Below are 27,000 nucleotides of genomic sequence, written 5' to 3'. Positions count from 1 at the left end.
GGGGGCCTGGATGTCAGCGGGTGCACCTACGCTCCCGTTCATGCACACGGATGATCTCGTCTGGCAGGCGAGCAACTTTGGCGGGCTCGCCCCGAGACGCGTGGACTTGCTGTTGGAGCACGGCCACCTGGAACTGGTGATCCAGGCGGCGGCAGAACGCGGGGAGTGGTCCTGCGCTGAAGGCGCGGTCGAGGAGCTCTGCCGGGCAGGGGAGTTCGGGCGGGCGCTGGAGGTGATGGAGCCATTCGTCGCGACCGGGTGGCCGACTGCCCTGTGGGCGAAGGCCGACATCATGCTCCGGTCGGGACGGCCGCAGGAAGCGCTGGAACTGGTGCGCACGGACGCCACTGGTGAAACCTCGAAATCCAAGTGCCATGACTTTGCCGGGTTGCTGGCCAAGGCAGGGCGAATCGACGAGGCCGTCGATCTGCTCGCCCCGAACATCGACGGGTGGTGGACCCTGTCCGTCCTCGTTGAGATCACCGAAGGACAGAACCGTGACGAGCGGGTGCTGGAGCTAATCGCTCCGCACGCCGACAGTGCGCGCCACGCACGGGGAGAGAGCCGCTGGAACCACCCCTTCTCCAACGCGCAGGAACTCCAGGCCCAGGTGCTGGAGCGCGCGGGCCGTACCGACGAAGCGATCCGGATACTCGGTCAGGACATAGCCGCGGACCAGTACCTTACGCAGAACACTCTCACTGCCTACGCCAGGCTTCTGGCCCGTCATGGTCGCCTCGACGAGCTGCGTGAGCTGGCCACCGGGCAGAACACGCACACCGTCCTGGACATCTACGCCGGTGCCCTTCGCGACCACGGCCGGGCCGAGGAAGCCGAGACCGTGATGCGCGAAGCCATCGCCGCCGACGACTGGGTCGGGTACCGCGCCTGGCTCTCCTCGGCCTTGCTTCAGGACGGCCGCCTGGATGACGCGATCGCCGTGGCCGAACCAGGCTTCGGCTGGTACGACTGCTCCAACCTTCTGGTACCACTCGCCTACCAGCTTCTCGGGCGCCCCGAGGAACTGATGCAACTGGTGGAGCACACCAGTGTCGTACCCCACCATGACCACGAGGAGTTCCAGCACGGGTGGCGAGCCCTGGCCCTCGCCGGCCTTGGTCGTGTCGACGAGGCGATCGCCCTGACCGAAGCCGACCCGCGCCCCTGGACCGACCCCCGCATCGTCAAAGCCGACCTTCTCAGCACGGCCGGCCAGTTCGACGCCGCCGCCGCTGAACTGCGAGCCCTCGGCACGATCGAGGCACGTGAGGAACTGTGCGAGGTCTTGATCCGGCAAGGGCATGCGGCCGAGGCGATCGCCATCCACCCGACGGCGGCTGAGCAGCGAGCTGCCAAACCCAAGCCCGAGCCTGTGACTCTGGCTGAGAACGGGTACTCCCTGGAGCCCCCCTTCTAACGCAGCTTGGCGAGCGGAACCGCCTCCTGCTGCCTTCGGGAATCGTCGACACCTTCAGCAAGTCTTGGGCTGTTTCCCCCACCGATCCCCTCCCCACCTTCGTGTACGCGGTGCGCAGGCGACACGGGGAGCCTGCTGTGGATCGGCGTCCTCACCCTGGTTGAGGACGCAGAGATCCCTCACCGTTTCCTGCTCGGCGCCACGTCACCCGACGGGGTCTGTCCCGCGCCGGGTGGCACGCCGTCGGCCTTGGGATCGACCGGCCTACAGCGTGTCGATCCCGGCACCCCTTTCCGATGCGGGCCGAAGGAGCAACCCGCGACATACCGGCGCGGGGCCGGAAACTACGCTTGCACTTCTTCCGCCCCGCCCAAGGAGCAGCGTGCCCCCGGCCTTCGTCCACCGGATCACCAAGTACGACCCTGCCGACCGCGACGAGCGCGGCCACTACGCCGGCGCCGAAGACACGGACAGTGACCACGGGCCGGTCGAAGCGGCGTACCTGGCAGCGATCGCCGCCTTCGCGGAGGCCTCGGGTATCGACCGGCTGGAGATCCGTGAGCCCGGTGTCACAGGCTTGGTCCACTTCGGCGTGGAGCCGCCGGTCGAAGGACACGGCCTCGGCGGGCTCTTCCCTCCCGACCTCGCCGGCTACCACGACGGGGCCGAGGTCTCCCTTTCGGTCGCTCTGGAGCTTGTTCGAGCCATGCTCCGTGACCAGGGCGCATGGTGCCGGCTGGAGGTGGGGGACCTGTTCACCGTGCACGTCGGGTGGGACCAGTACGTGTACGTGGGCAGCGACCGGCCCTGCGCGGACGCCGTGGCCCGTACGCGTGCACTCGGCCTGTTCCCGGAACCGCTGACGGCCTCCCCCTACGCGGCAGAGTTCGACGAACCGGAACCGACGGAGCCGGCCGACGAGGGCTTCTGGGCGCGCCTGCGCACGGAAGTGGCCTCACGGCAGACGGTGCTCCTGGAGGAGACCTACGTGCGCAACGCCGCACGCTGGCACCGCCTCACGACGGAGAACCTCGACGCGGTGCGCGCCTGTCTCGGCCCGAGGGCTCAGCTGACCGTCTGGCCCGACCTGACCTCCGATGTCGGCGCGGTCCTCGCCGCGCTCCCCTCGGAGGACTCCGTGGAGTTCGTGTGGGAGGAGCAGGACGGAACGATCCGCCACGCGGTCGTCGACGACACCGAGTACCAGGAGCTCACCGCCCTGGTGGCCGACGCGCGGGCGGCCTGTGCCCTGTCCATGTACCCCGACGAACGCCACCCACTGTTCGTCGCCGTCCTGCCTGACCGCGACGGCATGCTGCGCGCCCGATGGTGACCCGAATTCGGGCCGGTCGGGCAAGCCGACGGTGGGCACTGAAGTTGTCCAAACAAGCCAGGCGTCGTGCTCACAGCCAACCGGGCCTCCTCCAGACGCAGCTGCTCCACGACAGTCAACCCGCCGATCGACGCGATCACGGGCCCGATATCGGACCCCCGCCGCATTCCGAGCAATGCTTCTGGCGAACCGACCTGCGGAAGCACCGGACGAAGAGCCCACAGCGCCACGCCCACCGCGACTGCCAGCAAGACCGACGCTACCAACAGCGCGACGACCGAGCACCGCGGCGCGTCTTCAAGGGCGGCGAATAACGCCACGACGGCTGTCAGGAATCCCCCTGCGGCGCCGCACACGGCAGTCGCCTTCCCATCCGCACGCTGGAGCTCGACCACCATCACGGCAGCGACGCCCTGCAGCCGCCTCACCTTGTCCGGACTCTCTGTCCCTGAACGCTCCTCAGCCGGCTCCACGGAACCCCCTCATCCACGTGCACGCATCGATGCCTCCGACTGTGCTCGCTTCTCCTGCAGTCTTGTGCACATCAACGGGTCCTGCACCGGCGTCGTCCGTCACACGTCACCGGTTGGCGGCTGACACCGATCTGTCGATCACGGTGGCGGCCTCGACGCTGTCGGCCGACATCGGCGTATTCGACAAGGCGTTCGTGACACTTCGTACTCCTCCGCCAGGTGCAGCGCCTCCTCCGGCTGGGTCGTCAGCTGCCTGCAGTTCGAGGACTCGGCGTGCCTGAGCGTGTTGGTCCGCTGCGCGGGCCGTGTCGGACCTGGTAAAGCTGTCGGGTCAGTCAGTGCTTCGAACCATGGCCAAGAGGACGGGGGAGTCTGGGGACGGCTGGCTCGTTCCGAGAGCGGTGTAGTTCCACGACTCGTAGAGGCGCTGGACTTTCCCATCACCGGCCTCCGGGTTCACCATCAGGCTCACGTACTTCTCCTCGCGTCCGGCGAGTAGGTGATCGTGGATGCGCTTGGCCGCGCCGGTTCCTCGCCAGGCCGGACGGACACCCAGCTCCTTGAGGGCAAAGCCGCTTCCGCGGAGTGACAGATCATCAGGGAACGGTGTGATCCGAGTCCAGTACCTGTCCTGAGGGCCAGCATGGTTGCCGTAGGCGTAGCCAACCGGCTCGTCTCCGTCGTAGCCGATCACGACCTCGAACCCCTCGTCAGTGGCATGCCGATCGAGGCGATCCGAGACGGTGCTGACGGCGTAGTTCGGGAGGTGCAGCAGTGGTGCACGGACCTCCGCCCACAGGTCCAGGAACGTATTCTTCACGGCCCCCAGCTCGGTATACCGCTGGAGAGTGATCGTGCCCGTCATAGGCCGGCCTTCCGTGTGTCGAGTGCGTACTGAGACCAGGTGGCGGCTTCGGCGCTGGCAGGGGCGAGGGCCTGGAGCCGCTTCCCGAAGACGTGGAGCATCCCGGCCACCCGAGGGTGCTGCATCGCCGCGTCACGGGACACCGACATCGCGGTCTTGATCGCGGGCTCCAGATCGCCCTGCTCCAACTGCGCTCTTGCGAGTCGAGACGTGGAGATGGCCTTCGAGCGCGCCATGTGCGGGCGCAGGCTCGCCAGGCACTGATGGGCGTGGTACTCGGCTCGGGCGTGATCACCCAGCTCCAGGTAGGCGGACAGGGCGAGGGAGTGAAGCTCCGCCTGGTCGAAGAAGGCGTTCATCCAGACCGGACGGTAGGCCAACGGGTCGGCCCGGTCCATCGCGACCTGGGCGTCATGGAAGGCCCTGCGTGTCGCGTTCTTGTCCCCAGCGGCACCGTGGATGGCGCCTTGGCGCGCGAGCCCGAGCGAGGCGAACATGGGGTCACGCCGGTTGAGGTCCAGGTTCCTGGCGACCTGGTTCGCGGCGGCCGCGTCGGTGTGGCGGCCCATGTGCCGGTACATGGTGCCGGCGTGGCTCCAGATTCGGAACTTGATCGCCGCGTCACCGGACATCTCGGCAAGGTGTTGGGCCGCCTGCATGTGGGCGATTGCGGCGTCGTACCTGCGGCCGTCGATCGCGGCCCACATGGCGCTGCTACGGAAGGCGGCAGCGGAGGCGTACAGATGGCTGCGGACGCGCTGACTGGCGCTTCGCGATTCCTGGAGGGCCAGAGCCTCACCGGACATGCCGGCGGCCTTGACCTCGATGTCTCGCTGGCCGCCATGGCGGTGATCGCTGGCGATGATCTCTGCGAACCGCTCCTGTAGCCGCTCGACGTCTTGCGTCCCGATCCGTTTGGGGGAGGGGGAGGATCCGGTCGGGATCGCGCTGGAGGCGACGATGGAGGTGGTTGCGGTGACAAAGCGGCGACGGAGCACGGAGTCCTCCCGAAGTGCTTCGGAGCTAGGTGGTCTAAACCCTAGTTCCGCGATCGAGCGTCCGAAAACGGACTCCAAGGCAATCCGCGTCTTGCCGGTGGGGCGGCGAGTGGAGCCGTCCAGCAGGTTCCTTACCGTGCGGTCCGAGAAACTACCGGTCTTGCCGGTCAGCCGTTGGAGCGCGGTGTTCATCTCACCTGCTAACTCTTCCTGCTTGAAGCCGAGTTTGGCCAGTGCCGCCCTCAGTTCGGCGTTCTCTCCCATGTTGCTCAAAGTAGTCAGGTCACCACGTAGGAAGCCAGAGGTCTGGTAGTCGAAGCGCAAAGTTTTCCGGTCGAGGCCATCGGCTTCGCCATCAACTCTTCCTGTCGCTAAGGCAGTCAGCGGTCCAATCTGTTCCTCACAAGGCCAGAGGCGATCAACGGAGGTGGGAAGCGAAAACCATGGCGATGGACGAGGACCTGAGGAACGGGCAACGGGCTGCTGCTGACTTGAAGGCCGCTCTCGCCGCGAACGACCTGCCGAGCGTCGCCCTGTTCGAGGACCCCAACTTCCCCGGGCGCTGGCGCTTCACCAGCATGACCGCCCGCGACATGGAGCACCTGGCCCACATTCTCACCAACTGGAACACGAGGTGACCTTCATGGAAGGAGACGTGGTTGTGGACGCACTGAGCCGAGTCGGACGGGTGGACGAGGTGAACGGCCCGATGCTGACCCTGGTACGTCCGCCGGGAAGTACGAGCTGGACCACCGAAGCCCGCCTCTGCCACTGCGCGAGCGAGGACCAGACGAAGGTCATCGTCAGTGACCGGCCGGTCCGAGTCATCGGGAACCACGAGCCGCCGGTAAGAAGGTGAAAGGGTTGAGCCAGCGCGAAAGGGAGCCCCGCTTCCACAAAGGCGATCGGGTCTTGGACACCGAGCGCGGCGAGCGGGGCTTGGTGAAGATGGTCCATCGGGGAGTCCTGGAGCTGGAGACCAGCGAGGGCTGCGTGTGGGCCGCCATGGAGAGCGTCTGCGTGAAGGACCGCTCCGCGAGTGAGGCCGGTAAGCGAGGCCGCGGTGGGACCAACGGCCCGGGGCCGGGGAGGCCGAAAGCCCCGATCGGTTTCGAGGCGATCGAGTGCCCGCCCACCGATGTCCGTGTCGGAGACCTGATCCCGCTGGACGGCGGGTACCACCGGGTGGACGACATGAGGGCCCCGAGCGGACGATCCGAGCGGGTGCTGATCTTCCGAACCCATGCCCCCTGGGTAATGGCCATGCACGGCAAGGTCTACCGCCCCCTGGCGCGCGTCGCCGCATAGATTCCCTGTCCCGGACGTCAGAAAGGGGTCCGGGATGGGGGCAGACCCGGGCCGGTCCGGTAGTCGGCGACCGAATCGGTCAGCACCGAAAGCCCCTCGCCCCGGCCGTGATCACCCCATCCATCTCCCCGGCCGGGCGAGGCTCCAATCCCAGACGGAAGCCATGGCTCTGATCGACCTCATCACACCCTCGGTAGCCGATCTCGGATACCCGCACCAGGTGTTCCGTGACCCGGATACTCAACGGCTCTACGCGTTGAGATGCCCCGGGACTGGCTGTGGTCGGCTCGCCGTCGTGACCAGAGGTCGCATAGCTGACCACACGGGCTACACGCTCATCGACCGGTGCTCCCTCTCCGGGGTCCCCGTAGACGACCGTGCCGCCCGCCGCCGTCCTTCCCGCACCATCGCTCCCCGACCGCAGGCGGACCTATCGGAGACCCCGGAGATGTGGTGACCGACTGATCATCCTTCTCACCAGCTTCATCCTCGGGGTCCTCCTGTGTGCCTCCTGGATCAAGAACCCCAAGATCTCCCGCGCGGCGATCAGCCGTTACCCGCGCCGGACGCGCTCCCGAGAGCTTCTGGCCTTCCCCCCCCCAGGCCAGGAAGGGAGCTGGGCCCGGCTGCATGCGTGGTCGCTCCCGAGTAGCCGGGCCCCATCTACTCCCGCCCCAAACGGGTGGGCAAGCCACAAGTGCGGAGGTTGCTGTGACGATCACGCTCTCCCCTTACGACCCACCGGTAGTCGACTGGACTGCCCTGCGGAACTTCAATGCCCTTCGAGGGCAGACCCGGATCTCCCTCACACCCAGGTGCGACCTGGCCTGTCTCTTCTGCCACAACGAGGGCGACACGCCGCCCCCGCTCACGAAGAAGGACCGCACGAAGCAGCCGCGCTCCCGCGAGCTGGCGGCCTCGGACTACCTGACGATCATCGGGGCCCTGGCAGACAGGGGCATGGACCGCTTCTACTTCACCGGCGGCGAACCCCTCACATCCCCGATGGCCCGTCCGGTGCTGTCCGGACTGCCTCCGCTCGGCCCGGACGGCTCGTACACACTGATCACCAACGGCACTCATGTGCGCAGGGCTCAGGCGTGGCTCACCAAGACCCGGCTGGACAAGGTCAAGGTCTCCCTCCACTACTTCTCCGACGAGACCTTCCGGACCATCGCGCAGACCCGCTTCGAGATCGCCCTCGTCCTCGACGGCATCGAGGCCGCCCGGGAGGTCTTCAAGGAGGTCGGGCTGAACTGCCTCCTCCTCACGACGAACGCCCACGAGGTCCGAGGCATCCTCGACTTCGCGCTCAACCGCCGGATGCCCGTCCAGTTCATCGAACTCGTGAACACCGACTTCAACGAGGGGATCGCCGGTACCGCAGTCGCCGCAGACGACGTGATCAGGCACCTGCGCACCCTCACAACGGACGAGCGGATCGAAGAGGCCGGCGTCGGCCAGGGGCGCCGCGTATTCAACGTGGACGGCATCAAGATCGACGTCATCCACCGAGACCTGGGACGTCACCACGTTGGCCAGTGCGGAACCTGCCCCGTTCGGAAGCAGTGCGTGGAGGGCTTCTGGTCGCTGCGCATCGACCACGGCGGGGGCCTCCAGCCCTGCCTGCTGAGAGACGACCTCCGGCTGGACCTCAGGGACCACCTTTCCTCCCAGATGCCGAACGCCCCGGTGAGCATGCCGCTCGCCTCGGCCGCGCAGACCAGGACTTCGCGTTCCTCAACGCTCAGCTCGTCCCAGGTGGGCATCGCTGCGCTCGTCGGGGCAGTGCTGGACCTCAATCCAGCCGTTTCGGACGAAGGGCAGCAGCGGGGCGAGTTGCCGGTCCACCCAGGCAAGGCGCTCGGCGCTGTCCAGGTCGTCCGGCCGCCTCCCAGCACGCCGCCACGGAGGCCCGCAGCGCCGTCGCGCGGGCGGACGAAGCGGACGGCAAGGCCAAGACCGCCAGGACCCAGGCCGACAAGGCCAGCCAGGAAGCCGTCAAGGCACGAGCCGCGTCCGCCAAGGCGGCCGGCTTCGCATACATCACCGCCCAAGCCGCGTCCGACGCCGGAAAGTCGGCAGCACAGGTCGCCCGACCGGCGAACGACGCCATCCAGCTCGGCTCGCCGTACGCGACCACCGACTCAACCGCAGGCCTGCTGCTCCTGACAGGCCAGGCGTCGAAGACGATCGCAGACCAGCAAAAGGCGGTCGCCGAGGCCCACGCAAAGAATGCCCAGGAAGAGGCCGCCTCCGCCACAGCCCTCGCGGACACGGCAGACGTGGACACCAAGGCCGCATACCAGCACTCGGCGAACGCCGCTGGATACGCCTCACAGGCCCGCGGCTACGCCAAGGAGGCCCTCGAATACGCGGCAGCGGCCGCCGGTTCGGCGGCCCAGGCAGCGGCATCTCTGGCCCGCACCACCGAGATCGGCCGACAAGCGACAGCCGACGCCGTCGCGGCGAACGCGGCGGCCGGCAGATCCGAGGGCTACGCCAAGGACGCACGAGACTCCGCCGACCAAGCGGCGCTCGATGCCTCGGCCGCCCGTGCGGCCGCCGCCCAAGCCGAAGCCGACGCGACGGCAGCCCGCGCGGCCGCCGACCGCGCCGCCACCGCCGCCACCGAAGCCGAACAAGCCGCGAAGGACGCCGACAAGTACGCCAAGGAAGCACAAGAGGCAGCCGACCGGGCCGAAAAGGCGGCCAAGGCGAAGCAGATCGACACCGGCACCGTCCCCGACGGAGCCGGTCAGTCCATCGGCAAAATGTTCCACGTCATCAACCGTACCGAGGAGATCGGAGAGCCCGAGACCCTCAGGAAGACGGCTGGCTGCGAAGGCTTCATGAACGCGCTCTTCTACAAGGGCGACTGCACGATGACCTTGAAGATCCGGTACAAGGCGTACGTCGACCTGTACCGGTGCACCGCAACGGTCCTGGACCCGACCACAGCCACGTGCCCCGCGTCTGACACGGTCTACATGGGTGAATACGAGACGGAAGAACTCTCCCAAGAGGTCACACGCACCATCACGATTGGCGAGTACCAAGCGGGCGTCGACCCGGTGGACATCCTCTTCGGCCACTGGATCAAGTGCACTGAGAAATTCTCCTCCGGATTCGAACGCGGTAGCTGGGGCGGCTGCGCCTGGGCAGCCCTGGACGTAGGACTCCTGTTCTCGGGCAAAATCCTCAGGCCCATCGCGGATGGCATCACCGCCCTCGACGCCGCCATGCGCACCGGAATCGGCATCGCCGACGCCATGGGAGCATTGAAGACACTCAGGCTCAACCCCCAGGCCCTGGCAGCCCTCGAGTACGAGGCCAACATCGCCGAGGCACTATTCACCTCGTGCAAGAGAAACAGCTTCGCCGCCGGCACCCCAGTGCTCATGGCCGATGGATCACACCGACCCATCAACTCGCTCCAGGTCGGAGACCAAGTACTGGCCACCGATCCCGACACGGGAGTACGCCGCTCCGAACCCGTCACCGACACATTCCAGCATGCGAGCAGCCATCTGGTGAGCATCACCCTGGCCGACGGGAGCACCCTGGACACCACCCCCGGACACAAGATCCACACCAGCAGGCGCGGCTGGGTCGCCGCATCGGAACTGCGCCCCGGTGACCTGCTCTTTCGCCCCGACGGGGGACGTCTTGCCGTGACGTATGTGCGGGACCATCCCGACACCGCTGCGCGACAGGTCTACGACCTGACTGTCAACAACTTGCACACGTTCTACGTGGGCACGGGGGGTCCACGAACCACAGACGTTCTCGTGCACAATTGCACGAACCTGGACGATGAGCTTCTCCCTGCTTTGAGAGACTACAGCGCCGAGATGCACACGCTTAAGGAGCATGTGAACCCGACTCCGGCCGAGGCATTCGCTCATGCGATTAGGAAGCGTGGCCCTAATTCGGTATGGACCAATCAAGACGTTGCCCAGCAGGCCGTCGACATGGCCATGAAGCAGAAATTCGGAACCGTTCTGGAGAACGGTCAGATGGTTCTGGACAAAAAGGCAGTCAGAGACTATATGGTAACGCGCCAAACCAGAACGCGGCCCGGTGGACTCCTCTTGGAGTTTAGCGGCACATGGCACGGAGTTCGATCTTTGGGTAAGACCTACCATCCGGATGGTAGGACAGTGACGGACGCTGGAAATACATTCACGGTGAAGTTGATGAGAATACCGGAACACACAGGTAAGGGTCGAGGCGGTTACGCTGTCATGACCGCGTTTCCCACGGGGTCGCCATGATGAAAGAAGGAACTGAGGAATTCACGTACATCGAAGACTTCGGGCTGACCGGGCTGACCGAGCGCCTGAGCCTCGCTCACACAGGCTCCGCCACCACCTTGGCAACCGCGCTCAGATGGGCGGAGGAGTTCGCGGACGGATCTGAGGGGGAAAACGCCATCGCATTGGGCGAGGACGCCCGCCGGTTGCTCGCGTCAGGACTGCCGGAACGCGTCCTACGCATGGTGTGGTCAGCGGCGGCCGGCCACGCCTTCGATCCCGTCACCCACGGTATGGAAACTCGTGTTTGGTTGGAACGGCTTTCGGAGGTGTCCGTGGCGCGGCTCCAGCAGGACGAGCCCACGTATTCACCGCCCCTCACTCATCCGGTTCGGGACGAGCGCCTGCATCAGGCTGTATTGAAAGAACTCCGCACTGCGACTCCTGCACTTCTCCGCGCCTCTGCGTCACCGGAACTCGTCGACGGCTTGGAACGGGTAGTGACAGAGGCGGACAGCAACGTGGGCTTTCGACTGTTCCTGCGCGTACTCAAGACGCATTCCGTGTCCGTTGCCCACGATGACTATTTGAGTCTGCTCGCCCTTGGCCTGAATCTTGGGTTCCACTCGGGAGTTGTCCACGACGGCCTCGCCATCAGATGGAGAGCGATCGACACCTCAAGGGACGCCCTCTACCAGGACTTCGGACTATCCCAACTGTCCAGGTACTTCACCTCGGGTTGGCAACATCGCACGCCTCAGGAAACGGTTCTGCGGGCATTGATGGAAGAGGGCTACGATCGGCCTCCCGGCTCGGAGGCAGCCCTTGTTACGGAGGACGTTCGGCGTCTCGCAGAATCCGACCTGCCTGACGAAGTGATCACCGTATTGTGGCTGGCAGCCACGAACCGGGGCCACAACATCGACGAGATGGGCCTCACAGGCCGCGATTGGTTGGAAGAGATCTTGGGGGTGTGTGAGCAACGCCTTGCCAATGTCGCGCCAACGTTTGTCCTTACTCCTGCAGCCGTCCGCACCGACCTGGCTGGATCGGTCCTTCGCGAGATCCGGGAAATGGCAAGCGTCGCCGTGGACATGCAGATCAGTCCTGTCTGGCGTCCCGTGGCCGCTGACGTTGTGACGGACGCATTGGAACAAACGACCAGTCGAGTCGATCCTGACCTCGCGTTCCGTCTGCTGCTGCGGACCGTACAGGAGATGCGATTGCCGATCACCGAAGAACAATACGCGCGCTACCAGGTTCTCGGCCGCCAGTTCCACTACAGCGAGGACCACTTCATCCACTCCATCGAACCCCTGGTACAGAAGACCTGACCATCAAGTCACAAGCCCCATACCCAGCGCGCCCCTCCCTCCGGAGGGGCGCGCGCGGCATCTCGGGTGCGGGCCCCCGCAACCCCTGCCCGCACCCGTCGTAATCGGGACGAGCAACACCACCGCACCACTGGATGTGACCTCGGAGCGCCGCGTGAACCGGTTCACGGAGCTCCGGTCACGCGAAGGCCGACGACGGCCGCGCCCGGTCCACTCCGAGCTCGGCCAGGGCTGTGTGCTGCGCCCGGTCAAGCCGGTGGTGGCGGACCGTGATGTTCCCGATGCAGGATGCCTGTGGGCGGGCTTGCCCACTCCGGTGTCAGGGGCCGGTTGCCGCCCACTCGACGCCCAGCTCGGCGAGGGCGGCCAGCTGTTCCGGGGCCAGCCGCTCCCGCCGTTTCGAGGTAGGCCTCATAGCCCACGCTGCCGGTCGACTCGTACGTACCGGACGCAGCGACTGCCATGGCACGTCCCCTCATCGTGAACACCCCGAGCGCGGCCGACCCGGACGGGCCACCACGCCCGCCATGATCACCGAGGCGACGCCTCCCGACCCGGAGAGGAAAGGAAACGACCACGGCGACGGACCTGATCGGCGTGAAGCCGCTGCTGCGCAAGTGTGCCGTCGCCGGTGCCGCATGGCAGGAGGCCCGCGAGTCCCCGGATGTAGTGGTATCGCATTCGGGTCAGGCCCAGTCCACGCCGAGCTTCTGCAGCGCGTCCAGTTGGACCTGGTTGAGCTTGTCGCGGCGGGTCTTGGTGCTGGAGACCCACACGGTCAGCTTCACGAGCACCGGCTCCACCTCACCTTCGACCCTGATCTCCTCGCTGTGGGCGCGGCCGGTGGGCGCCTTCTCGCTCCACCCATTGCGTGAGCGCTGCCAGGCCGCGTTGAAAGTCCTCAGTGCCTTGCTCGGCCCCTTCCCGCGGCTGTTCGCGGGTGCGGTAGGGAGCGCCGGGTCGGGCTGTACGCCGAACTTGCCCGTTCTCTCGATCTCGCCGACCCCATTCGCAACGAGGCCCGGGTTCATGGGGATGCTCAGCCGCTTCTGGGTGCTCGCCGACGAGATGAGCCCGCTCATGGACGCGTTCTTCGGTACCTGGGGGCCGAGCCTCAAGCGCGACATCGAGCAGCACGTCTACCGTAACCCGGGGGACTGGTCGACCGAGGGCCTCTGCGAGAACCTGGGCGCCTTCGAAGCCGGCGATGCCAGGTTCGCCCCTCGGATCCATGCTCGCCATGGCGTGCTGTGGGGTCCCAGGATCATGGAAGCCCGCGGCGCCGAAACCTCCCTCGCAGCCGTCCTCACAGCCATGTCCGGGCTAGGCCTCGCCGTCGGAGCACCTCTGTTCAACTTGCTCTCCGACCACTGGAACAACCTCCGGATCCCCGCCGTCATCGGCGTCCTCCTCCAAGCGGCCGCCGTCGCCCTGCTGATCTACCTCCCCAAGGAGACCAACAGCGTCTCCGTGGTGACCGTGTTCTGCGTCGGCCTCTTCGCCGGCGCCCACATGCTCGGCTTCACCGTCCCCGGCCGCCTCGTCGGCAGCTCCGCCGCCATCGTCAACGGCGTCTGCTTCATCATCGGCGGACTCCTCCAAGCCATCCCCGGCAAACTCCTCCCCGACAGCCCCAACCTCACCGACTACGGCCACGCCCTCCTCATCATGCCGATCCTCCTCGTCCTGGGCGCCCTGGCTGGCCTCTTCGGTCCGGGCGAGCGCGACGAGCCTGTCGACCCCCACCTCGTCGCGGCCTGGGACTCGGATCTGCCGTGCCCGGCCCGCCACCCCGGGCGTATGTCGTACGTCGATCTGTTGCCGACCGTTCCTGGCAGGTCGTGGTCGCGGGCGTTGCTGTCAGAGGTTGCCGGCAGCATCGTTTCCATGAGCATGGTTCGTACTACTCCGCCGCGACCGTTTGATATTGCGGCGGCTTTCCCTGAACTGGGTGCGTTGGCCCGCACCGCGACCAGGCTGCACCCCCGGCCCGGAATGCCCACGTGGCAGGACAGTTCGATCGGTGGTCCACTGCTGTGGCCTGCTGATGAGCCATGGCCGTACTGCGATCTCGCACACGACAGTACGAGCGATGTCGCATTGGCCGATCTACGACTGCAACAGCGCGTCCGAGCGAGCGCGGCGGCGTTCCCCGACGGGGATCCCCAGTCTCCCCAGCACACGGCCGAGGAGCGGGCGGTCCTGGACCGGCTCCACTCGGAGGAGACATGGCTCGATGACGCGTGGCTGGACGGACCTGTCGCCATGGTGCCCTTGGCCCAGTTGTATCTGCGGGACGTTCCCGCGCTGCGTCCACCAGGCCGGGCCGGAGCTGATCTGCTTCAGGTGCTGTGGTGTCCCTTTGACCATCCCCCGGAGCACTACATGCCCAAGAGCATGGTGGTCTGGCGGTCCGCGGCCGCTGTCACGGAGATCCTTGTCTCGCCTCCCGCACCGCCGGTGGTGGTCGAGGAATATGTCCCGGAGCCGTGTGTGGTTGCTCCGGAGCAGGTCACGGAGTACCCGAGCCCAGCGGACTTGAGTAAGGAACTACGAGAGCGAATCCAGGATTGGACTTCCCGTCAGGCGGCCGATACCGCGGTGGACGGGGCTCAGGGCCCTTACTCGGAGGCGGACTACGCGAGTCATCTGTCGGTTGCTCCGGGTTGGAAGGTCGGTGGGTGGCCATCGTGGGGCTACACCGATCCGGCTCCGCGACCCTGCTCGGTCTGTGGCACCGAGAGGGAGCCGTTGTTGACCATCGCCAGCTCGGAATGGGAGGGCGCAGGACGAAGCTGGATACCGCTCGAAGACCAAGCCGCCGCGTTCTCGACCGACGCCCGCCAGCGCGACGGGCGGAAACCGACCAGGGTGCAGATCGGCGACTGTGTCGAGCAGCAGCTCTACATCTGCCCGACAGCGCCTGAGCACCCTCATATCGAGCTGATGCAATAGACAGGAGCCCTCTCACCCGCCCTGACCACCCACGCCCCCGGCCCCCTGGGCGACCTCGCCCAAGCCGTCCCCGGACTCCTCGCCGCAACGACCGTCAACGTCTCCGGCGACGTCGGGCCCGACGACCGCGGCCCGGCCATCGCCCTCGCCGAGGTCGAAGAGTTCCTCACCGAAGCCGGCCTCGACGCCGTCGTCAGGGACGGCGGTGTCTGCCCCGCCGCCAACCACCTCACCATCGTCGACTGCGCCGACGACCAGACCCACCTCGTCCGCGCCGGCCTCGTCCACCCGCGGGCCGTCGCCTCCGCCCTCGGCCGCGCCCTAACAACTTCGTGACCGAACCACCTGACGGGCGCCTTCCGGGCAGGGAGGCGCCCGTCGCCGTCAGGACGTGAGCGCCGACAACTCCTCGGCCACCAGCGGATAGGAATCCCGGACGCCCGCGTCGTTGCCGAGCCGGTGCCGCTCCAGACGCAGCGCCCCAAGGTGGCGCACCGCGTACACGTGCCGCCGCCACATGCCGGCCTCGGTCTCGGCCGGGCGGCCGTAGGAGTCGAAGAACGCCAGACGGGCATCCTGCTTGGCCCGGGCCATCCGCATCGTCCAGTCCGCCTCCGGATCCCCCCACCAGGTACGGTCCATGTCCAGGACACCGGAAATCGTGGGCACTGGGGCAGCCTCGAGCATCGTGTTCCCCGTCCACAGGTCCCCGGTCAGCAGCCGCGGCACCGCGACCTCGTCCAGAACCTGCGCGCCGGCCTGGGCGACGTCGGCGCCCTTGCGCAGGTCGGCCGCGTCCAGGCCTCAGCTCTCGACGTCCTGGGCGATCAGGTGCAGGGACGTGACGACGGCCTCGCTCCAACGCCTGTGCCCCGGGCTGGTGACCGGGCCGAACCAGGGCCCGGCGACGGCGTGGACGGCCGCCGTGATCTCCCCCATCTGGCGGAAGAACGCCCCGTGCGTCTCCTTCGGGTACGACCCGAGCATCTCGGGTGCCGGGGTGCCGGGGTGCCCGGGTGCCGGGGTGCCGGGCAGGAAGGACTGGATCATTCAGTCCCGGCCGATGACTCCCGAAGAGGTTGATCCGGTGGGACCGGCCGGGGCGGCCTGCCCGGCGGCGGACCCGTCCGCATCCCCCGCGTCCGCCAGGAGTCGCTCAGGAACCGGTCCTGGTCCCGTTGTTCTCAACGGGCCCCACGGGTACGGGCCGAGGTGGGAGCGTGGCGGGATGGAACGTGAGACGGAGTCGCGGGTGTACGGGTGGGAGCCGGGGGAGCAGGCGGGACGGACGGTCGGGCGCGAGTACGCCGAACTGGTGGGAGGCCTCCTCGATGGTCAGCTCCTCGACGTGACCGGCTGGACGGCGGCGGATCGGGCGGGAGGCGTGCTCCTGATCGCTGATCTCGGTCTGTACGGGCCGGGCGGCCGCGCCGACTACGCGCCCGACGACGATGACGCCGCCGGCGGTCTGTTCAGGTGGCGTGGCGACACGGCTTGAACCCCGGGCCTGTTCCTGAGCGGAGGGGGAAGCAAGGGGGGAAACATGGGGGGAACCTAGAGGGGGAAATGGAGGGGGAACCTAGTGGGGGAAGCATGGGGGGAAGGTGGTTCCGGTGATGTTCCGCGTTGTGGCTGGTCAGGTGCCGTTCTGTGGGTGGTGACATTCCGGACTTTCTCTTTCTGGGTTCTTTTGGGTAGTTGATTGGTTGTTGGTTTCTGGGTGTTGGGTCTGCTCGTGGGTGTTGGTGGGTTCTCTGGTTCTCGGGGTTGGTGTTCGGTCCTTCCTGCCGGCTGTGTTGGAGTCCCTGCTGTCGCGGCCCGTGGGTGATCTCTTGGCTGTCCTTGAGTCCCTGAGTCCCTGTCGGTTGTCCGTAGGTGGTCGTGTGACGGGTCTCTGGACGGTTGTGCCTGGGTAGGGTCGGGTTCAGTCCGTGCCGACATGGGTGTGCGGGTCAGGACCGGTGCCCAGAGCGCTCTGGGGCAGTACGACCGGACCGCGCCACAGCCCCGGCACACCACGTGTGCCGGGGCCGCGCTGCGTTCTGCAGCCGGGTCCGCCAACTATTGAATGAGCCCCCGCCGGGTGATCAGGTGCCGACGTGCCGCGGCGACTTGCGGGGCTTACCCCCGCCCGTCGCACTCTGCTGTCCGACCAACCCGCGACGACCCGTCCGGCTGGTCCCCGCTCTTCCCCACCGCATGCCGGGCCCCGGCATGCCCGACGAAGGGAACACCCGTGTCCTCGCTCGCCCTGGCCGTTCTGCTGCTCCTGGTCCTCGTCACGTTGCTCCTGGCGGGCGGTGTCGGGTACGTCGCCCACCGGCATCCGGCGCTCGTCGCGCCGATCACGGCGGCCGGGATGGCCGTGGCCCTGGTCGTCGCGTGCCTCGGCCTCATCGCGGCCCGTTGAACCGCCCGGCCTCCACGCGCGGCCGACGCTCCGGCGACCCGAGGGCGGTCAACCCCTTGACCGCCCTCGACCCGAAGGTGGTCCAGGGCTTGCCCACCTTGCGAATGCCGGGTGGGCAAGCCTTAGGCCTGCCTGGGCAAGCCTCTCGCGCACGGGCTTGCCCACCTGTCGTCAGGGGGCGTTCGCCGTGTGCTCAGGGTGCCCGCCCTCTACATGGCTGTCTGGCGCTCGCCGAGGGCGTGGGCGGGGTGGGTGAGGGTGAAGAGTTCGCGGGTGCCGGTGAGGAGACGCACCCCGACGAAGCCAACAGGACGGCAATCAGCAAGGGCAGGGTCCGGCGGCGCATCCGACCACTGTGGCGCACCCGGGCCACCGGGCTCCCACGGTTCGCCCTGCGGCTGGCCGCTGCGCGCCGCCAAAATCGGTGCCAGAGGGAAACGATGAGAGGCTCTACCGCGGCCAGCAATGGGGCAATGGCTTGGCGTATGGGGGTCATGCGAGGTAGGGCACACCGGTGTGGACGAGCTGCTGGGCGTACACCCGCTCTGCTACGAGATAGGCGGGCGCCACAACGAACTGGACGGGCAAGTCGGCCTCGCAGGACGCCCAGGGCTTCTGCCAGGTCTCATCAAGCGGTGCACCGGGCACGTACTCGAAGTCGAATGTGAAGGGCATACCAGTGTCTTCTGCCCGCCGGCGTAGTTTCTTGGCTTTCTCGCACAGCTGGGTTGCGGTGGTGTTGAGGGCGTCGTGAGGTGGCAAACCTGCTGCGACCAGGACACTGCCGGGGGTCGGTGTCTGGGCGTCGAACAGGGCGAGCGTCAGCGCGGCGATCCTGCGATGGAGCGGTTCGCGCCGCAGCTGTGCTCCGAGCCTGATGGTGGCCTCTCGTGCGAAGGGGTGAATGTGCTGTTCGACGCAGGTCAGGTACTCGCGGGCGATGGCGAGGTGATCGTTGGCGGCGGAGGGCGACCACGTATCCTGGGGCCGGCTGACCTCACGTGCACGGAGATGCTCTTCGAGGTCAAGAAGGCGCTGCTGTAGCCCGTTGAGGGTGCTCAGGAGGGCGCGGTTGTCCCGCTCAAGGAGCGTGACCCGCCTGGCGATGTCGCTGTAGCGAGGATCCCCCGAGGAGTAGAAGGCTTCGGCTGGTTCAGCCTGGGCCGGGGTGTCGCTGAAGCCGGCCGCGAACGGCAGTCGAGGTGAGCGTTCGTTCATGATCTACGCCTCAGTAGTCGGAGAGGAAGCGGAGCGTGCTGGAGACCTCTTCGCCGCTCTTCTTGACGACGGCGCGCGCCTTGATCTGTGTCTCGCCGAAGCGGAGATAGAGGCTGACGTCACGTTCCTTGTGGGCGAACTCCATGACCTTGCGCAGGTCAACCCGAATGCGGCCGATCTTCGTACAGTCCCCATCGGTGATGTAGCGCGGGCTGTTCGCGGTGGAGGAGTACAGGTCGAGGGTGAGGCCTGTATTTGTCGGTTCGACAGGACAGAAGGTGTGGTGGCTCTCCTCCTCGGTGTCCACGAGGTCTCCGCGCGTGACGACCTTCGAGAACCGGTTCCTGCAGCGCTTCGTTCCGAAGCTGTCGACGTATGCGAGCTCCTCCGGGTCTACGCCCTCCTCGAAGACCGCGCTGATCGCGACTCCGTAGGTGAGGCGGCTTCGCCGGGCGCGGATGCGCGGTTCGTAGGCGAAGAGCGCTGCCCCGTGCAGGACCGCGGCCGCCGGGTCCGGTGGAACGAGGACACGGGCGCGTCCACCGACGTGGCTGGTCACTGCGTTCTGGAGAAACCTGGAGGCGGCGAACCCACCGACGAGCAAGATGAGCGGACGAGGGCTGCCCGCTGATGCCAGGTTCTCCGCGTCCTTGAGCTGGCCGTCGATCAAGTCCAAGATCTCAGGGACCACGGTGTCGAAGAGTTCCACCGCCTCCTTCACGGTGACGACGATCTGGTCATTGACGCCGTCCTGCTTGCGAGTCAGACGCTTGCGCACGGTAGTGCCCAGCGTGCGGTCGATCGCGGTGGGGATGTTCAAGTAGAAGGGACTCGTCCGGTCCGCCGTGAAGTCGAGCTTCGACCGCTCCCACTGCTCGCAGAGGTCCAGGAAGGCCTCGGGACATTTCGCTTCAAGGCTGTCGACGGTCTCTGCCTTGCCGAAGCGGTCGACCAGGAGCCGCTCGCGGAAGGCCCGGTTGATCTCTTCCGCCCCATAAGGCCCCCCGGTGGGGACGCCCGTCTCCACCATCCGTCCCTCGGCGTCGATCTCGTACTGGGTCAGGTCGATGGTGCCGCCGCCGCAGTCCACGACGACGAACCGGCAGCCCGGGGTCTGGAGGTCACTGTCCTCCATCCCCTGTTCTCCGGGCACGTTGACTCCGCTCGTCCGGGCGTAGTGGGCAGCGGCCTCGGGCTCGATCGCCAGGACCAGCCGGCCGTCCTCGGCCGGCAGTCCGGCACGGATCGCGCAGTCCCTCATGACCTGCTTCTGCTCGTCCGTCCAGATGGCAGGCACCGTCAGGCACCACCGGATGTCGTCAGGACCGTAGCCCCAGCGCTGTGCTTCCTCCAGTGCCCTGCGGTAGAGGTGCTGGAGGTAGAGGGTGATCAGGGCCTCGGACCGCTCCCGCGGGGGCAGATCCTTGAGGTCGACGGAGACCTCCGACCGCACCTCCTCCTCGTACGGACCTTCTTCAGATCCAGCGAGCGAGGTTGCGCCAGGGTCCCGTTGAGGCTCTGTGCCCACGGGCTCGCTTGCGTACTGCTCCCTGCTCCCATCGCCTTCGTCCTCGTCCGGCGCCCTCTCCCCCTCCAGCTCGGCCGCGGGCGCAGGGCGGTGCATCAGATCCATCTTGAATCCGGTGAAGTACCGCAACCCACCGGCCGAGGGTCTCCGGGTGAGGGCCTGAAACCTGGCCTCGTACCCCCACCCCGCGACTTCTTGCTCCCCATCAATGAGCAGAGCCGTCAGATTCTTTGGCGATTCGACAGTCTGACCCGGCCACGCCGTCACTAGTGTCGGCTTCACGTCATCGACCCCCATCGAGTTTTTCCCGATAAGGATGGCGAGCCCAGATCCATAAGTTCCGAAATCGATTCCTACAACCACTCGCGGGACGTGCAACTCTTCTCCTGAAGGTGAGGTTTCCTGAGCGCGCATGGGGTGCCTCGTGGCGTGTACGCTCTCGGATGCCAGCCCAAAATGGGAATCTCGGCGCCTTGCCCCAGACGAAAAGTCACCCAAACAGCCTAACGGGAGAAGGGGTTACCCTGTCGGAAGCCGTATCTCTGTACAGATCTGTACAGTTCAGATCTGTACAGGGGCTTGAGATTCGGACGGTATGAAGTAATGGAATATATCGAAGCGGTCGATAGCTCTGTGCCCTTGCCGGATGATGGCCTCCTGTGTGCAGTGGCGCCAGTAGGCGAAACGGTCGAACCAGGCGAAGATGCCGATGATGAGGGCAGGGAAAGCATTGAACAGCGTCTTATTCGGTACGCGGAAATTATGCGCTCCCGGGATCCTCTGATTTTGGAGGCTCGAACTTCAGGAATAAGCGAAGCCCGTATCGCTAAACTTATGGGGCATTCCCGCACCACAGTGAGGGCAGCGCTGTCGTCCGAGCAGTAAGCCGCCGAGGCGTTGCACCAGGGCGCTCGGTGCGAGGGGGCTCAGTCGACACGGTTAGCGTGCGGGGCAATCGGCCCGGTGGCCGCGGCGCGCGTCGCTAAGGCCGTAGATGCCTCTCCGGTTTGGCAGTTGGCGTATCCGCAGGTCGCTTGCGGGGAGTACCGTCCGGGTGAGGAGTCCAGAACGGAGAGGTGCCCGTCATGACCCATTCCCCCGACACCGGCATCGGTGCGCGCGTGCGTGTGGCCCGGATCGCGGCAGGCCTGACGCAGGCGGAGATGGCCGGTCTGGTGGGCCGCTCGGAGCGCTGGGCCGAGGACGTCGAGGCCGGCCGCCTCCCACTGGACCGCTACTCGCTGATCACGGCCGTGGCCACGGTCTGCGAGGTCGACGTCGTCTGGCTCCTGGGACAGCCCTACCGGCTCCGCCGCGAACAGGGCTCCGCCGTCCCACACGTGCCCGCCCTCCGCGCCGCGCTGCGCCGCTCCTCACTGATCCTCTCCGGCCACCCCGGTCTCGTGCCGTCCGCGCCGGCCGCCGACGTTCAACGGGTGCGGGACCAGGCCGCCGCCACCAACCGGCACCGCCAGGGCGCGAACCTCCCCGCGGTCGCCGGACTCCTGCCTGCCCTGCTGGAGGACCTGAACACCACGATCCTGATGCACGAGCGCGGCACCGCCGAGTGGGACGAGGCCCTGCGCCTGCTGGTCGACGCGGCCCGCAACGCCCGCCAGACCCTGAACCAGACGGGTCTGCCCGATCTGGCGTGGGTGGCGGCGGAGGTCGCGGCCGGGGCCGCGACCCAGCTGGATGACCCGATCGTGAAGGCCGCCGTCGCCTGGGACCGGTGCGGTGCCCTGCTCCACCAGGGCTCGGCCCGCGAGACCCAGGCGGTCGCCGATGCCGCCCTGCGCGATCTGGAGGCGATCTCGGCGACGGGGGACACCGACGCCCTGGTGCTGGAAGGCGCTCTGGTGCTGCGTCAGGTCGTCGCCTGCGCCCGCGCCGGCGACGCGGAGGGGGCCTGGAGCCAGGCCGGTCGTGCTCTGGAGGTCTCCGGGCGCCTTCCGGAGGGCCATCACGATCTGCGGTGGCAGACCGTGTTCTCCCGGGCGAACGTCTTGGTGCACACCACCGAGGCCGGCGTCGAAGTCGACGCCCCCGACACCGGGCTCTCGTTCGTCCGCGACGTCGACGTGACGGCGATGCCGAGCCGGGAGCGCATCACGCACTACCGGATCGACGAGGCGCGGGCGATGCACCGCATGGGCCGCTCCGGGGAAGCCGTGGTGACCCTGCGCTCGGCGGCGCAGCGCGCCCCGCACTACGTGCACGCCCATCCGATGGCCCGGGAGCTGGTCGGCGACATGGTCCGCCGGGGCGTCCCGTCGCAGGCCGCCGCCCTGTCCGGGCTGGTGCGGGGGATGGAACTCGTGTCCTGACCTCGGTTACGCATATGCCAGTTGGGCGGCCTACAGGAATCCTGTGGGTCGCCCTTCCGGTTGAGCGGGACCCTCATGCCGTGACCATCACCTACGGTTCCCAACCGGGCACGGGGGGCGACATGGGCGACATCCTGCACGTCTTGCACGGCCGCGACACCATCGAGAGCGCCGCCGCCTACCGGCGGCTCGGCTGGCCCGTCGCGATCGGCCACCGCCAGCGCACCGGCTCCGGCTGCACCTGTCAGGACGACCCCACGGCGAGGCCCTGCGTCACCCCGGGCGCCCACCCCCTCGCAGGGGCCGTGGAGCCGCTGGAGAGCGGTGACCTCACTGCGGCGTTCGAGGCCGCGCCCGGCGCCGGAGTCATCGTCCCGTGCACGCAGTTCGACGCCCGGATCGTCGGCCACGCCATCGGCATGGGCGTCATGCTCCGCGCCGACGCGACGAACCTGCACATCCCCTGCCTGACGGCCGGGCACACCACGGCGACCCTGCTCGTGGAAGCCGGCACCGGCACCCTCCTCGCCGACTGCCCCCAGGTCGACGTCCGCTCCGGACCGCAGGACTGGGTGGCAATGCCCCCTTCGTACGGCATTCGCTGGGATACCGCCCCGGACGACGAACTCCCCGTCCCGCCCGCCCGCGCCGTACGCCCACATCTGGCGCAGGTACTCAAGCTCACCCTCGCCGCCCGCGCACAGGGATGACCGCGGTGGCCGACCGAACCGGACGCCGCCCCGACGCGGTGTCCGCGCCGTACCAGGTGGGCGACGTGGTGCGCGGACCCGAATCCCTTCCTCCGGGCGACTACCGCACCCCCGCCGTCCACGAGGGGGAAGTCGTCCAGGTCGGCAGCGGCTGGAACGGCGTTGACGCGGACAACGCCTACCTCTGGGTGCGCCTCGCGGACCGCTCCGAGCGCCGCCTTGCCATAAGAGGCTGCGCCCTGGTCCCACCAGCCGAGCGGTCCGTCCTGTGAGCCCCCGCCCGAGCCGGGCGAACTGATCCCCCGCAGCAGCCACCGGCCGCTCAGGACTGCTGCGGCCCGTGCCGGGCCGGTGCCCCACCCCTTCGGGAGCACCGGCTCGGCCCACCCGAACTTCCGCCCCGCGACCCGCTCGCGGCGGCGGTCACCACGTCCGCCCTTCCGGGCGGAACCGCGCCGGGCCTTGTCCGACGCACACCCGAGGCAGGCAATCGGCCCGCCTCACGGCAGCAGGAGGAATCCATGCCCCACAGCCCCACGCCCGACCCGAAGCCGGGGAGCGGCCTGCTCCTCGCATCCCGGCGGATCAACGCCGCTCGCACCCGCGCCGAGCACGAGGGCGACGGAGGCGGCACCGGCCGCTCGGACGGCAACGACTAACGGCAGGAGCTGACCTTCTGATGTTCGACGCCCCTTCGTGGGCGGAGCGGCTGGGCGGGGACCTTTTCCTCGCCCAGTCGTATTTCCGCTCCCACCTCGTCGTCCGGGGCAAGCCCGACGACTTCGCAGGACTCGTGTCCTGGTCCACCCTCAACCATGTGATCGCCACCCACCGGCTGGAGCCGCCCCGCCTGCGGCTCTCGCAGGGCGGCGAGATGGTTCCGCTGCACCGCTACGCGGTACCTGTCACCACCCGCCGGGCCGCGGTGTGGCACCGCATCCAGCCCGCCGAACTCCACACGCGCATCCGCGAGGGTGCCTCCCTCGTCGTCGACTCGATCGACGAACTTCATCCGCCCATTACGGCGGCCGCCGAAGGCCTTGAGCGATTCCTGCGCACCCCGGTGCAGGTGAACGCGTACGCGTCGTGGACCGCGACCGAGGGCTTCGGCACCCACTGGGACGACCACGACGTCGTGGTCTGCCAGGTCGAGGGCGCGAAGCGGTGGCGGATCTATGGCCCCACCCGACAGGCCCCCACCTGGCGCGACACCGACACTCCGCAGATCCCCGAAGGGGAGCCGCTCGCCGACATCGTTCTCAACCAGGGGGACACCCTCTACCTGCCCCGCGGCTGGTGGCACGCCGTCACCGCAGACCAAGGCGCCCCCTCCCTCCACCTGACCTTCGGCCTCACCACCCAGACCGGCGCCGACTTCATGACCTGGGTTGTTGACCAGCTCCGGGGCGACGTCCGCTTCCGCACCGACGTGCCCCGCTTCGATACCCCGGCCGCCCAGAACGCGTACGTCACCGCGCTCCGCGAGGCGATGGCCGCCGTTCTGGACGACCCGGCGTTCACCGACCGGTGGGGCCGCTCCCTCGACGCCACCCACCACGGCCGCCCGTACGCCTCGCTGCCCCACCTGGGCCAGGTCCCCGCCGATCCCGACCTGACCGTCCGGCTGACCTGCGCTCGCGCCCGACTCGACCAGAGCCCCGACACGGGGGAGTGGACGCTCGCGGCGGCCGGGACCGCATGGGACTTCGCCGCTCCGGCGGGCCCCCTCCTCACGCGGCTGTCGACCGGGCAGCCGGCCACGATCGGCGAACTCACCGAGCAGGCGGGCCTGCCCGTCGTCGACGTCGCCGCAGTGCTCACCGTCCTCGTCGAGGGCCAGGCCGCCGTCGTCACCGAGGCCGACCGGTGACGGCCGAAGCAGCCCTCGGTACCCACCGCGTCCGCGCCGCCGCCACGGCGGCGCGGACCGCGTGCGAGGGCGGGACCGGCTGGATCGACACCGCCCCCAACTACGGCGTAGGCGCCGTCCACGCGGAGCTCCGCCCGGTGCTGGACGCGTTCCCGGCGGTGAGGGTGGCGACGAAGACCGGCTTCTACACCCGCGCCCAAGGCCAGGCGGCGGCCGAGGCCGGGGTCCTGTCCGCCGGGCAGGCCGGCGGCCGGCACAGCCTCGACCCGGACTTCATCGACTGGCAGACACGCCGCTCCGCCGCCGCTCTCGGCCGCGCCGACATCGTCTTCGTCCACAACCCCGAGACCACCGGCCACGGCGACCGCGCCCGCCTGCACGCGGAACTCCGTGGCGCCTTCGAGGCTCTCGAAGACCTTGTCGGCTCCGGCCTGATCGGCGGGTACGGGATCGCCACCTGGTCCGGGTTCACCGAGGACGCCTTCACCGTCCCCGAACTCCTCGCCCTTGCCAGCGAAGCAGGCGGCCACGGCCACCACCTAACCGCGGTCCAGCAACCGGTCAGCCTGGTCATGGCCCAGCCGATCACCCGCGCTCTCGACGGCCGCGGCCCCCTGGTCCAAGCCCGCTCCGCAGGCCTGCTCACCTTCGCCTCCGCTCCCCTGCACGGCGGGGAACTCCTGGACCTGATCACACCCGAACTGGTTGAGTTGATCCGGCCCGGCGCACACCCTGCTACCGCGTGCCTGCTCGCCGCCGGCTCCTGCCCGAGCCTGGACGTCCTACTGGTCTCGGCCAGCACACGCGACCACTGGGACACCGCCGTATCGGCGCTGGACGACCCGCTGACCGACAGGGAACTCAGGAAGGTGCTCGATGTACTCGCCCCCCGATGACGCCACCCGTACGCGAATGGAGGCCGCGCATACCGAAGCGGGGAACCGTCTCTCCACCGCTACCAGCCCGCCGTACGCGTGGGGCTGGAACGGCCGCACCATCAGCTCCCGCGCGGGCACTGACCACTGGCTCCGCGTCGAAGCCACCTCCGACGACCGCGTTGCCACCCGCTTACCGCATGAGGGCATCACCGGTGCCGAGAACCTCCCGGACGCCGTACCGCGCCCTCGCCTGCACGCCACGGTCGGCTGGACCAAGGACGGCTGGACCTACGACGCCGACCTGATCTCCTACATCCCCCAGCCCGCCATCTCCCCGAACACACCCGAACTCCTCACCGACCCAGACCTGACCGACGGGTGGTGGGACGAGTTGCACCAGGCCCTGGACGTGCTCGCCGAGGTGCCGACGGAACGGGAGGCGGTCCGGACACTGTGGATGCGCCGCTCCTTCCCGCTCTTCCTCGGCATCGACGCCCCGGACCGCGTCGAGCGGGTGACCGGGCACGGCGACCTGCACTGGGCCAACCTCACCGGCACCCCGCTCACGATCATGGACTGGGAACGCTGGGGCAGCGTCCCCGTCGGCTTCGACGCCGGCCTCCTCCACGCCTACAGCCTGCGCGTCCCCGCGGTCGCGGCCCTGGTCCGAGCCGAGTTCACCCACGTTCTCGACACTCCCGAGGGCCGAATCGGTGAGCTGGCTGCGCTGTGCGAGATGCTCCAGTCCGTCGCCCGCGGTGAGTACGACGACATCGCCGATGCCCTGATGGACCGTGCGGAGGTGCTGACGGGGAGACGACCACCCGTTCCACCACAGCGCTGACACCAGCTCACGCGCACGCAGGCCGCACCGGAAAATCCGGCGCGGCCTGCGTCGCCTTCGGTGCCGAGGACGCCTGTGGATCGGGTGTACAAGCACCAAAGGAGGTTCTGGTCAGTTGCGTGCGGAGTTGTGCGGCTGGCGGCGGTAGTGGGCGATGTCGTGGTGGAAGCTGATGGCGAGGTCGCCGGTGGTGGTGAGCGCGATGCTTTGTGGGGCATCGGCGAGGATCGTTGCGACGGTTTGGCTGGTGGTGAGGTCCCAGATCCGTACGGTCTT

Annotated in this window: 25 protein-coding genes; 17 read left to right on the top strand and 8 right to left on the bottom strand. The window is 68.0% G+C overall.

Annotated features, from left to right (window positions below; translation table 11 throughout):
• The first annotated feature begins 40 nt into the window (after positions 1-40).
• Positions 41-1,417, top strand: a complete 1,377-nt coding sequence (locus tag ACFVS6_RS28625; protein WP_389708233.1) for a tetratricopeptide repeat protein — start codon at positions 41-43, stop codon at positions 1,415-1,417.
• Positions 1,418-1,799: 382 nt separating this feature from the next.
• On the top strand, positions 1,800-2,750 hold the full coding sequence (locus tag ACFVS6_RS28620; protein WP_389708231.1) for an RNA-binding protein: 951 nt from the start codon (positions 1,800-1,802) through the stop codon (positions 2,748-2,750).
• 804 nt (positions 2,751-3,554) lie between these two features.
• Here ACFVS6_RS28620 and ACFVS6_RS28615 read toward each other — a convergent pair.
• Both ACFVS6_RS28615 and ACFVS6_RS28610 read right to left on the bottom strand, forming a co-directional pair.
• On the bottom strand, positions 3,555-4,088 hold the full coding sequence (locus ACFVS6_RS28615) for a GNAT family N-acetyltransferase (RefSeq protein WP_389708229.1): 534 nt from the start codon (positions 4,086-4,088) through the stop codon (positions 3,555-3,557).
• Positions 4,085-5,350: an XRE family transcriptional regulator gene (locus ACFVS6_RS28610; protein ID WP_389708227.1), complete on the bottom strand. Its 1,266-nt coding sequence runs from the start codon at positions 5,348-5,350 to the stop codon at positions 4,085-4,087. Before ACFVS6_RS28610 ends, ACFVS6_RS28615 begins: the two co-directional genes overlap by 4 nt.
• A gap of 227 nt (positions 5,351-5,577) precedes the next feature.
• Between ACFVS6_RS28610 and ACFVS6_RS28605 the strand changes: the two genes are divergently transcribed.
• The 5 genes from ACFVS6_RS28605 to ACFVS6_RS28585 all read left to right on the top strand — a co-directional run bounded on the left by ACFVS6_RS28605 (position 5,578) and on the right by ACFVS6_RS28585 (position 11,984).
• The gene (locus tag ACFVS6_RS28605) at positions 5,578-5,724 is read left to right on the top strand and encodes a hypothetical protein (protein WP_389708225.1); all 147 of its coding nucleotides are present in this window, start codon (positions 5,578-5,580) and stop codon (positions 5,722-5,724) included.
• Positions 5,725-5,998: 274 nt separating this feature from the next.
• Positions 5,999-6,394 carry a hypothetical protein gene (locus ACFVS6_RS28600; protein WP_389708223.1) on the top strand — a complete coding sequence of 132 codons (396 nt, stop codon included), beginning with the start codon at positions 5,999-6,001 and terminating at the stop codon, positions 6,392-6,394.
• A 711-nt stretch (positions 6,395-7,105) separates the two neighbouring features.
• A complete protein-coding gene (locus ACFVS6_RS28595) occupies positions 7,106-8,566 on the top strand; it encodes a radical SAM protein (RefSeq protein WP_389708221.1) in 1,461 nt (486 codons plus the stop codon).
• Positions 8,567-8,679: 113 nt separating this feature from the next.
• Positions 8,680-10,671 (top strand): polymorphic toxin-type HINT domain-containing protein, encoded by a 1,992-nt coding sequence (locus ACFVS6_RS28590; protein ID WP_389708219.1) that lies wholly within the window; start codon positions 8,680-8,682, stop codon positions 10,669-10,671.
• Positions 10,668-11,984, top strand: coding sequence for a hypothetical protein (locus ACFVS6_RS28585; RefSeq protein ID WP_389708217.1), 1,317 nt, complete (start codon positions 10,668-10,670; stop codon positions 11,982-11,984). Before ACFVS6_RS28590 ends, ACFVS6_RS28585 begins: the two co-directional genes overlap by 4 nt.
• Before the next feature lie 686 nt (positions 11,985-12,670).
• Here ACFVS6_RS28585 and ACFVS6_RS28580 read toward each other — a convergent pair.
• Positions 12,671-13,066 (bottom strand): hypothetical protein, encoded by a 396-nt coding sequence (locus ACFVS6_RS28580; protein WP_389708215.1) that lies wholly within the window; start codon positions 13,064-13,066, stop codon positions 12,671-12,673.
• Between ACFVS6_RS28580 and ACFVS6_RS28575 the strand changes: the two genes are divergently transcribed.
• Positions 13,065-14,939 (top strand): hypothetical protein, encoded by a 1,875-nt coding sequence (locus ACFVS6_RS28575; protein ID WP_389708213.1) that lies wholly within the window; start codon positions 13,065-13,067, stop codon positions 14,937-14,939. The two genes, ACFVS6_RS28580 and ACFVS6_RS28575, sit on opposite strands and share 2 nt — an antisense overlap.
• Before the next feature lie 12 nt (positions 14,940-14,951).
• Here the strand turns inward: ACFVS6_RS28575 and ACFVS6_RS28570 are convergent, their stop codons facing one another.
• The 3 genes from ACFVS6_RS28570 to ACFVS6_RS28560 form a co-directional block, all read right to left on the bottom strand.
• Complete coding sequence (locus ACFVS6_RS28570) at positions 14,952-15,227, bottom strand: hypothetical protein (protein WP_389708211.1); 276 nt, start codon at positions 15,225-15,227, stop codon at positions 14,952-14,954.
• A gap of 96 nt (positions 15,228-15,323) precedes the next feature.
• A complete protein-coding gene (locus ACFVS6_RS28565; RefSeq protein ID WP_389708267.1) occupies positions 15,324-15,683 on the bottom strand; it encodes a fructosamine kinase family protein in 360 nt (119 codons plus the stop codon).
• Between the two features lie 60 nt (positions 15,684-15,743).
• The gene (locus ACFVS6_RS28560) at positions 15,744-15,989 is read right to left on the bottom strand and encodes a hypothetical protein (RefSeq protein ID WP_389708209.1); all 246 of its coding nucleotides are present in this window, start codon (positions 15,987-15,989) and stop codon (positions 15,744-15,746) included.
• 178 nt (positions 15,990-16,167) lie between these two features.
• Between ACFVS6_RS28560 and ACFVS6_RS28555 the strand changes: the two genes are divergently transcribed.
• A complete protein-coding gene (locus tag ACFVS6_RS28555) occupies positions 16,168-16,437 on the top strand; it encodes a hypothetical protein (protein ID WP_389708207.1) in 270 nt (89 codons plus the stop codon).
• Positions 16,438-17,175: 738 nt separating this feature from the next.
• Positions 17,176-17,349 (top strand): hypothetical protein, encoded by a 174-nt coding sequence (locus tag ACFVS6_RS28550; protein ID WP_281208430.1) that lies wholly within the window; start codon positions 17,176-17,178, stop codon positions 17,347-17,349.
• 492 nt (positions 17,350-17,841) lie between these two features.
• Here ACFVS6_RS28550 and ACFVS6_RS28545 read toward each other — a convergent pair whose 3' ends face one another.
• On the bottom strand, positions 17,842-18,567 hold the full coding sequence (locus ACFVS6_RS28545) for a hypothetical protein (RefSeq protein ID WP_389708205.1): 726 nt from the start codon (positions 18,565-18,567) through the stop codon (positions 17,842-17,844).
• Positions 18,568-18,577: 10 nt separating this feature from the next.
• Positions 18,578-20,392: an Hsp70 family protein gene (locus ACFVS6_RS28540; RefSeq protein WP_389708203.1), complete on the bottom strand. Its 1,815-nt coding sequence runs from the start codon at positions 20,390-20,392 to the stop codon at positions 18,578-18,580.
• 788 nt (positions 20,393-21,180) lie between these two features.
• Here ACFVS6_RS28540 and ACFVS6_RS28535 point away from each other — a divergent pair.
• From ACFVS6_RS28535 to ACFVS6_RS28505, 7 genes are all read left to right on the top strand, one after another.
• Positions 21,181-22,422, top strand: coding sequence for a helix-turn-helix domain-containing protein (locus ACFVS6_RS28535; protein WP_389708201.1), 1,242 nt, complete (start codon positions 21,181-21,183; stop codon positions 22,420-22,422).
• Positions 22,423-22,502: 80 nt separating this feature from the next.
• Positions 22,503-23,132, top strand: coding sequence for a hypothetical protein (locus tag ACFVS6_RS28530; protein ID WP_389708199.1), 630 nt, complete (start codon positions 22,503-22,505; stop codon positions 23,130-23,132).
• A 5-nt stretch (positions 23,133-23,137) separates the two neighbouring features.
• Complete coding sequence (locus tag ACFVS6_RS28525; protein ID WP_389708197.1) at positions 23,138-23,404, top strand: hypothetical protein; 267 nt, start codon at positions 23,138-23,140, stop codon at positions 23,402-23,404.
• Between the two features lie 249 nt (positions 23,405-23,653).
• Positions 23,654-23,791, top strand: coding sequence for a hypothetical protein (locus ACFVS6_RS28520; protein WP_332758719.1), 138 nt, complete (start codon positions 23,654-23,656; stop codon positions 23,789-23,791).
• A 20-nt stretch (positions 23,792-23,811) separates the two neighbouring features.
• Positions 23,812-25,002: a cupin domain-containing protein gene (locus ACFVS6_RS28515; protein ID WP_389708195.1), complete on the top strand. Its 1,191-nt coding sequence runs from the start codon at positions 23,812-23,814 to the stop codon at positions 25,000-25,002.
• Positions 24,999-25,898 carry an aldo/keto reductase gene (locus ACFVS6_RS28510; RefSeq protein ID WP_389708193.1) on the top strand — a complete coding sequence of 300 codons (900 nt, stop codon included), beginning with the start codon at positions 24,999-25,001 and terminating at the stop codon, positions 25,896-25,898. The genes ACFVS6_RS28515 and ACFVS6_RS28510 overlap by 4 nt, the downstream gene beginning before the upstream one ends.
• Positions 25,879-26,724: a hypothetical protein gene (locus ACFVS6_RS28505; protein WP_389708191.1), complete on the top strand. Its 846-nt coding sequence runs from the start codon at positions 25,879-25,881 to the stop codon at positions 26,722-26,724. The genes ACFVS6_RS28510 and ACFVS6_RS28505 overlap by 20 nt, the downstream gene beginning before the upstream one ends.
• Positions 26,725-27,000 lie beyond the last annotated feature (276 nt).

Origin of the sequence: Streptomyces sp. NPDC057939 (genome assembly GCF_042887545.1) — a bacterium.
Lineage (GTDB): Bacteria > Actinomycetota > Actinomycetes > Streptomycetales > Streptomycetaceae > Streptomyces.
Note: the sequence above shows the minus strand (reverse complement) of the source record. Positions and strands in the feature narration are given on the sequence as shown.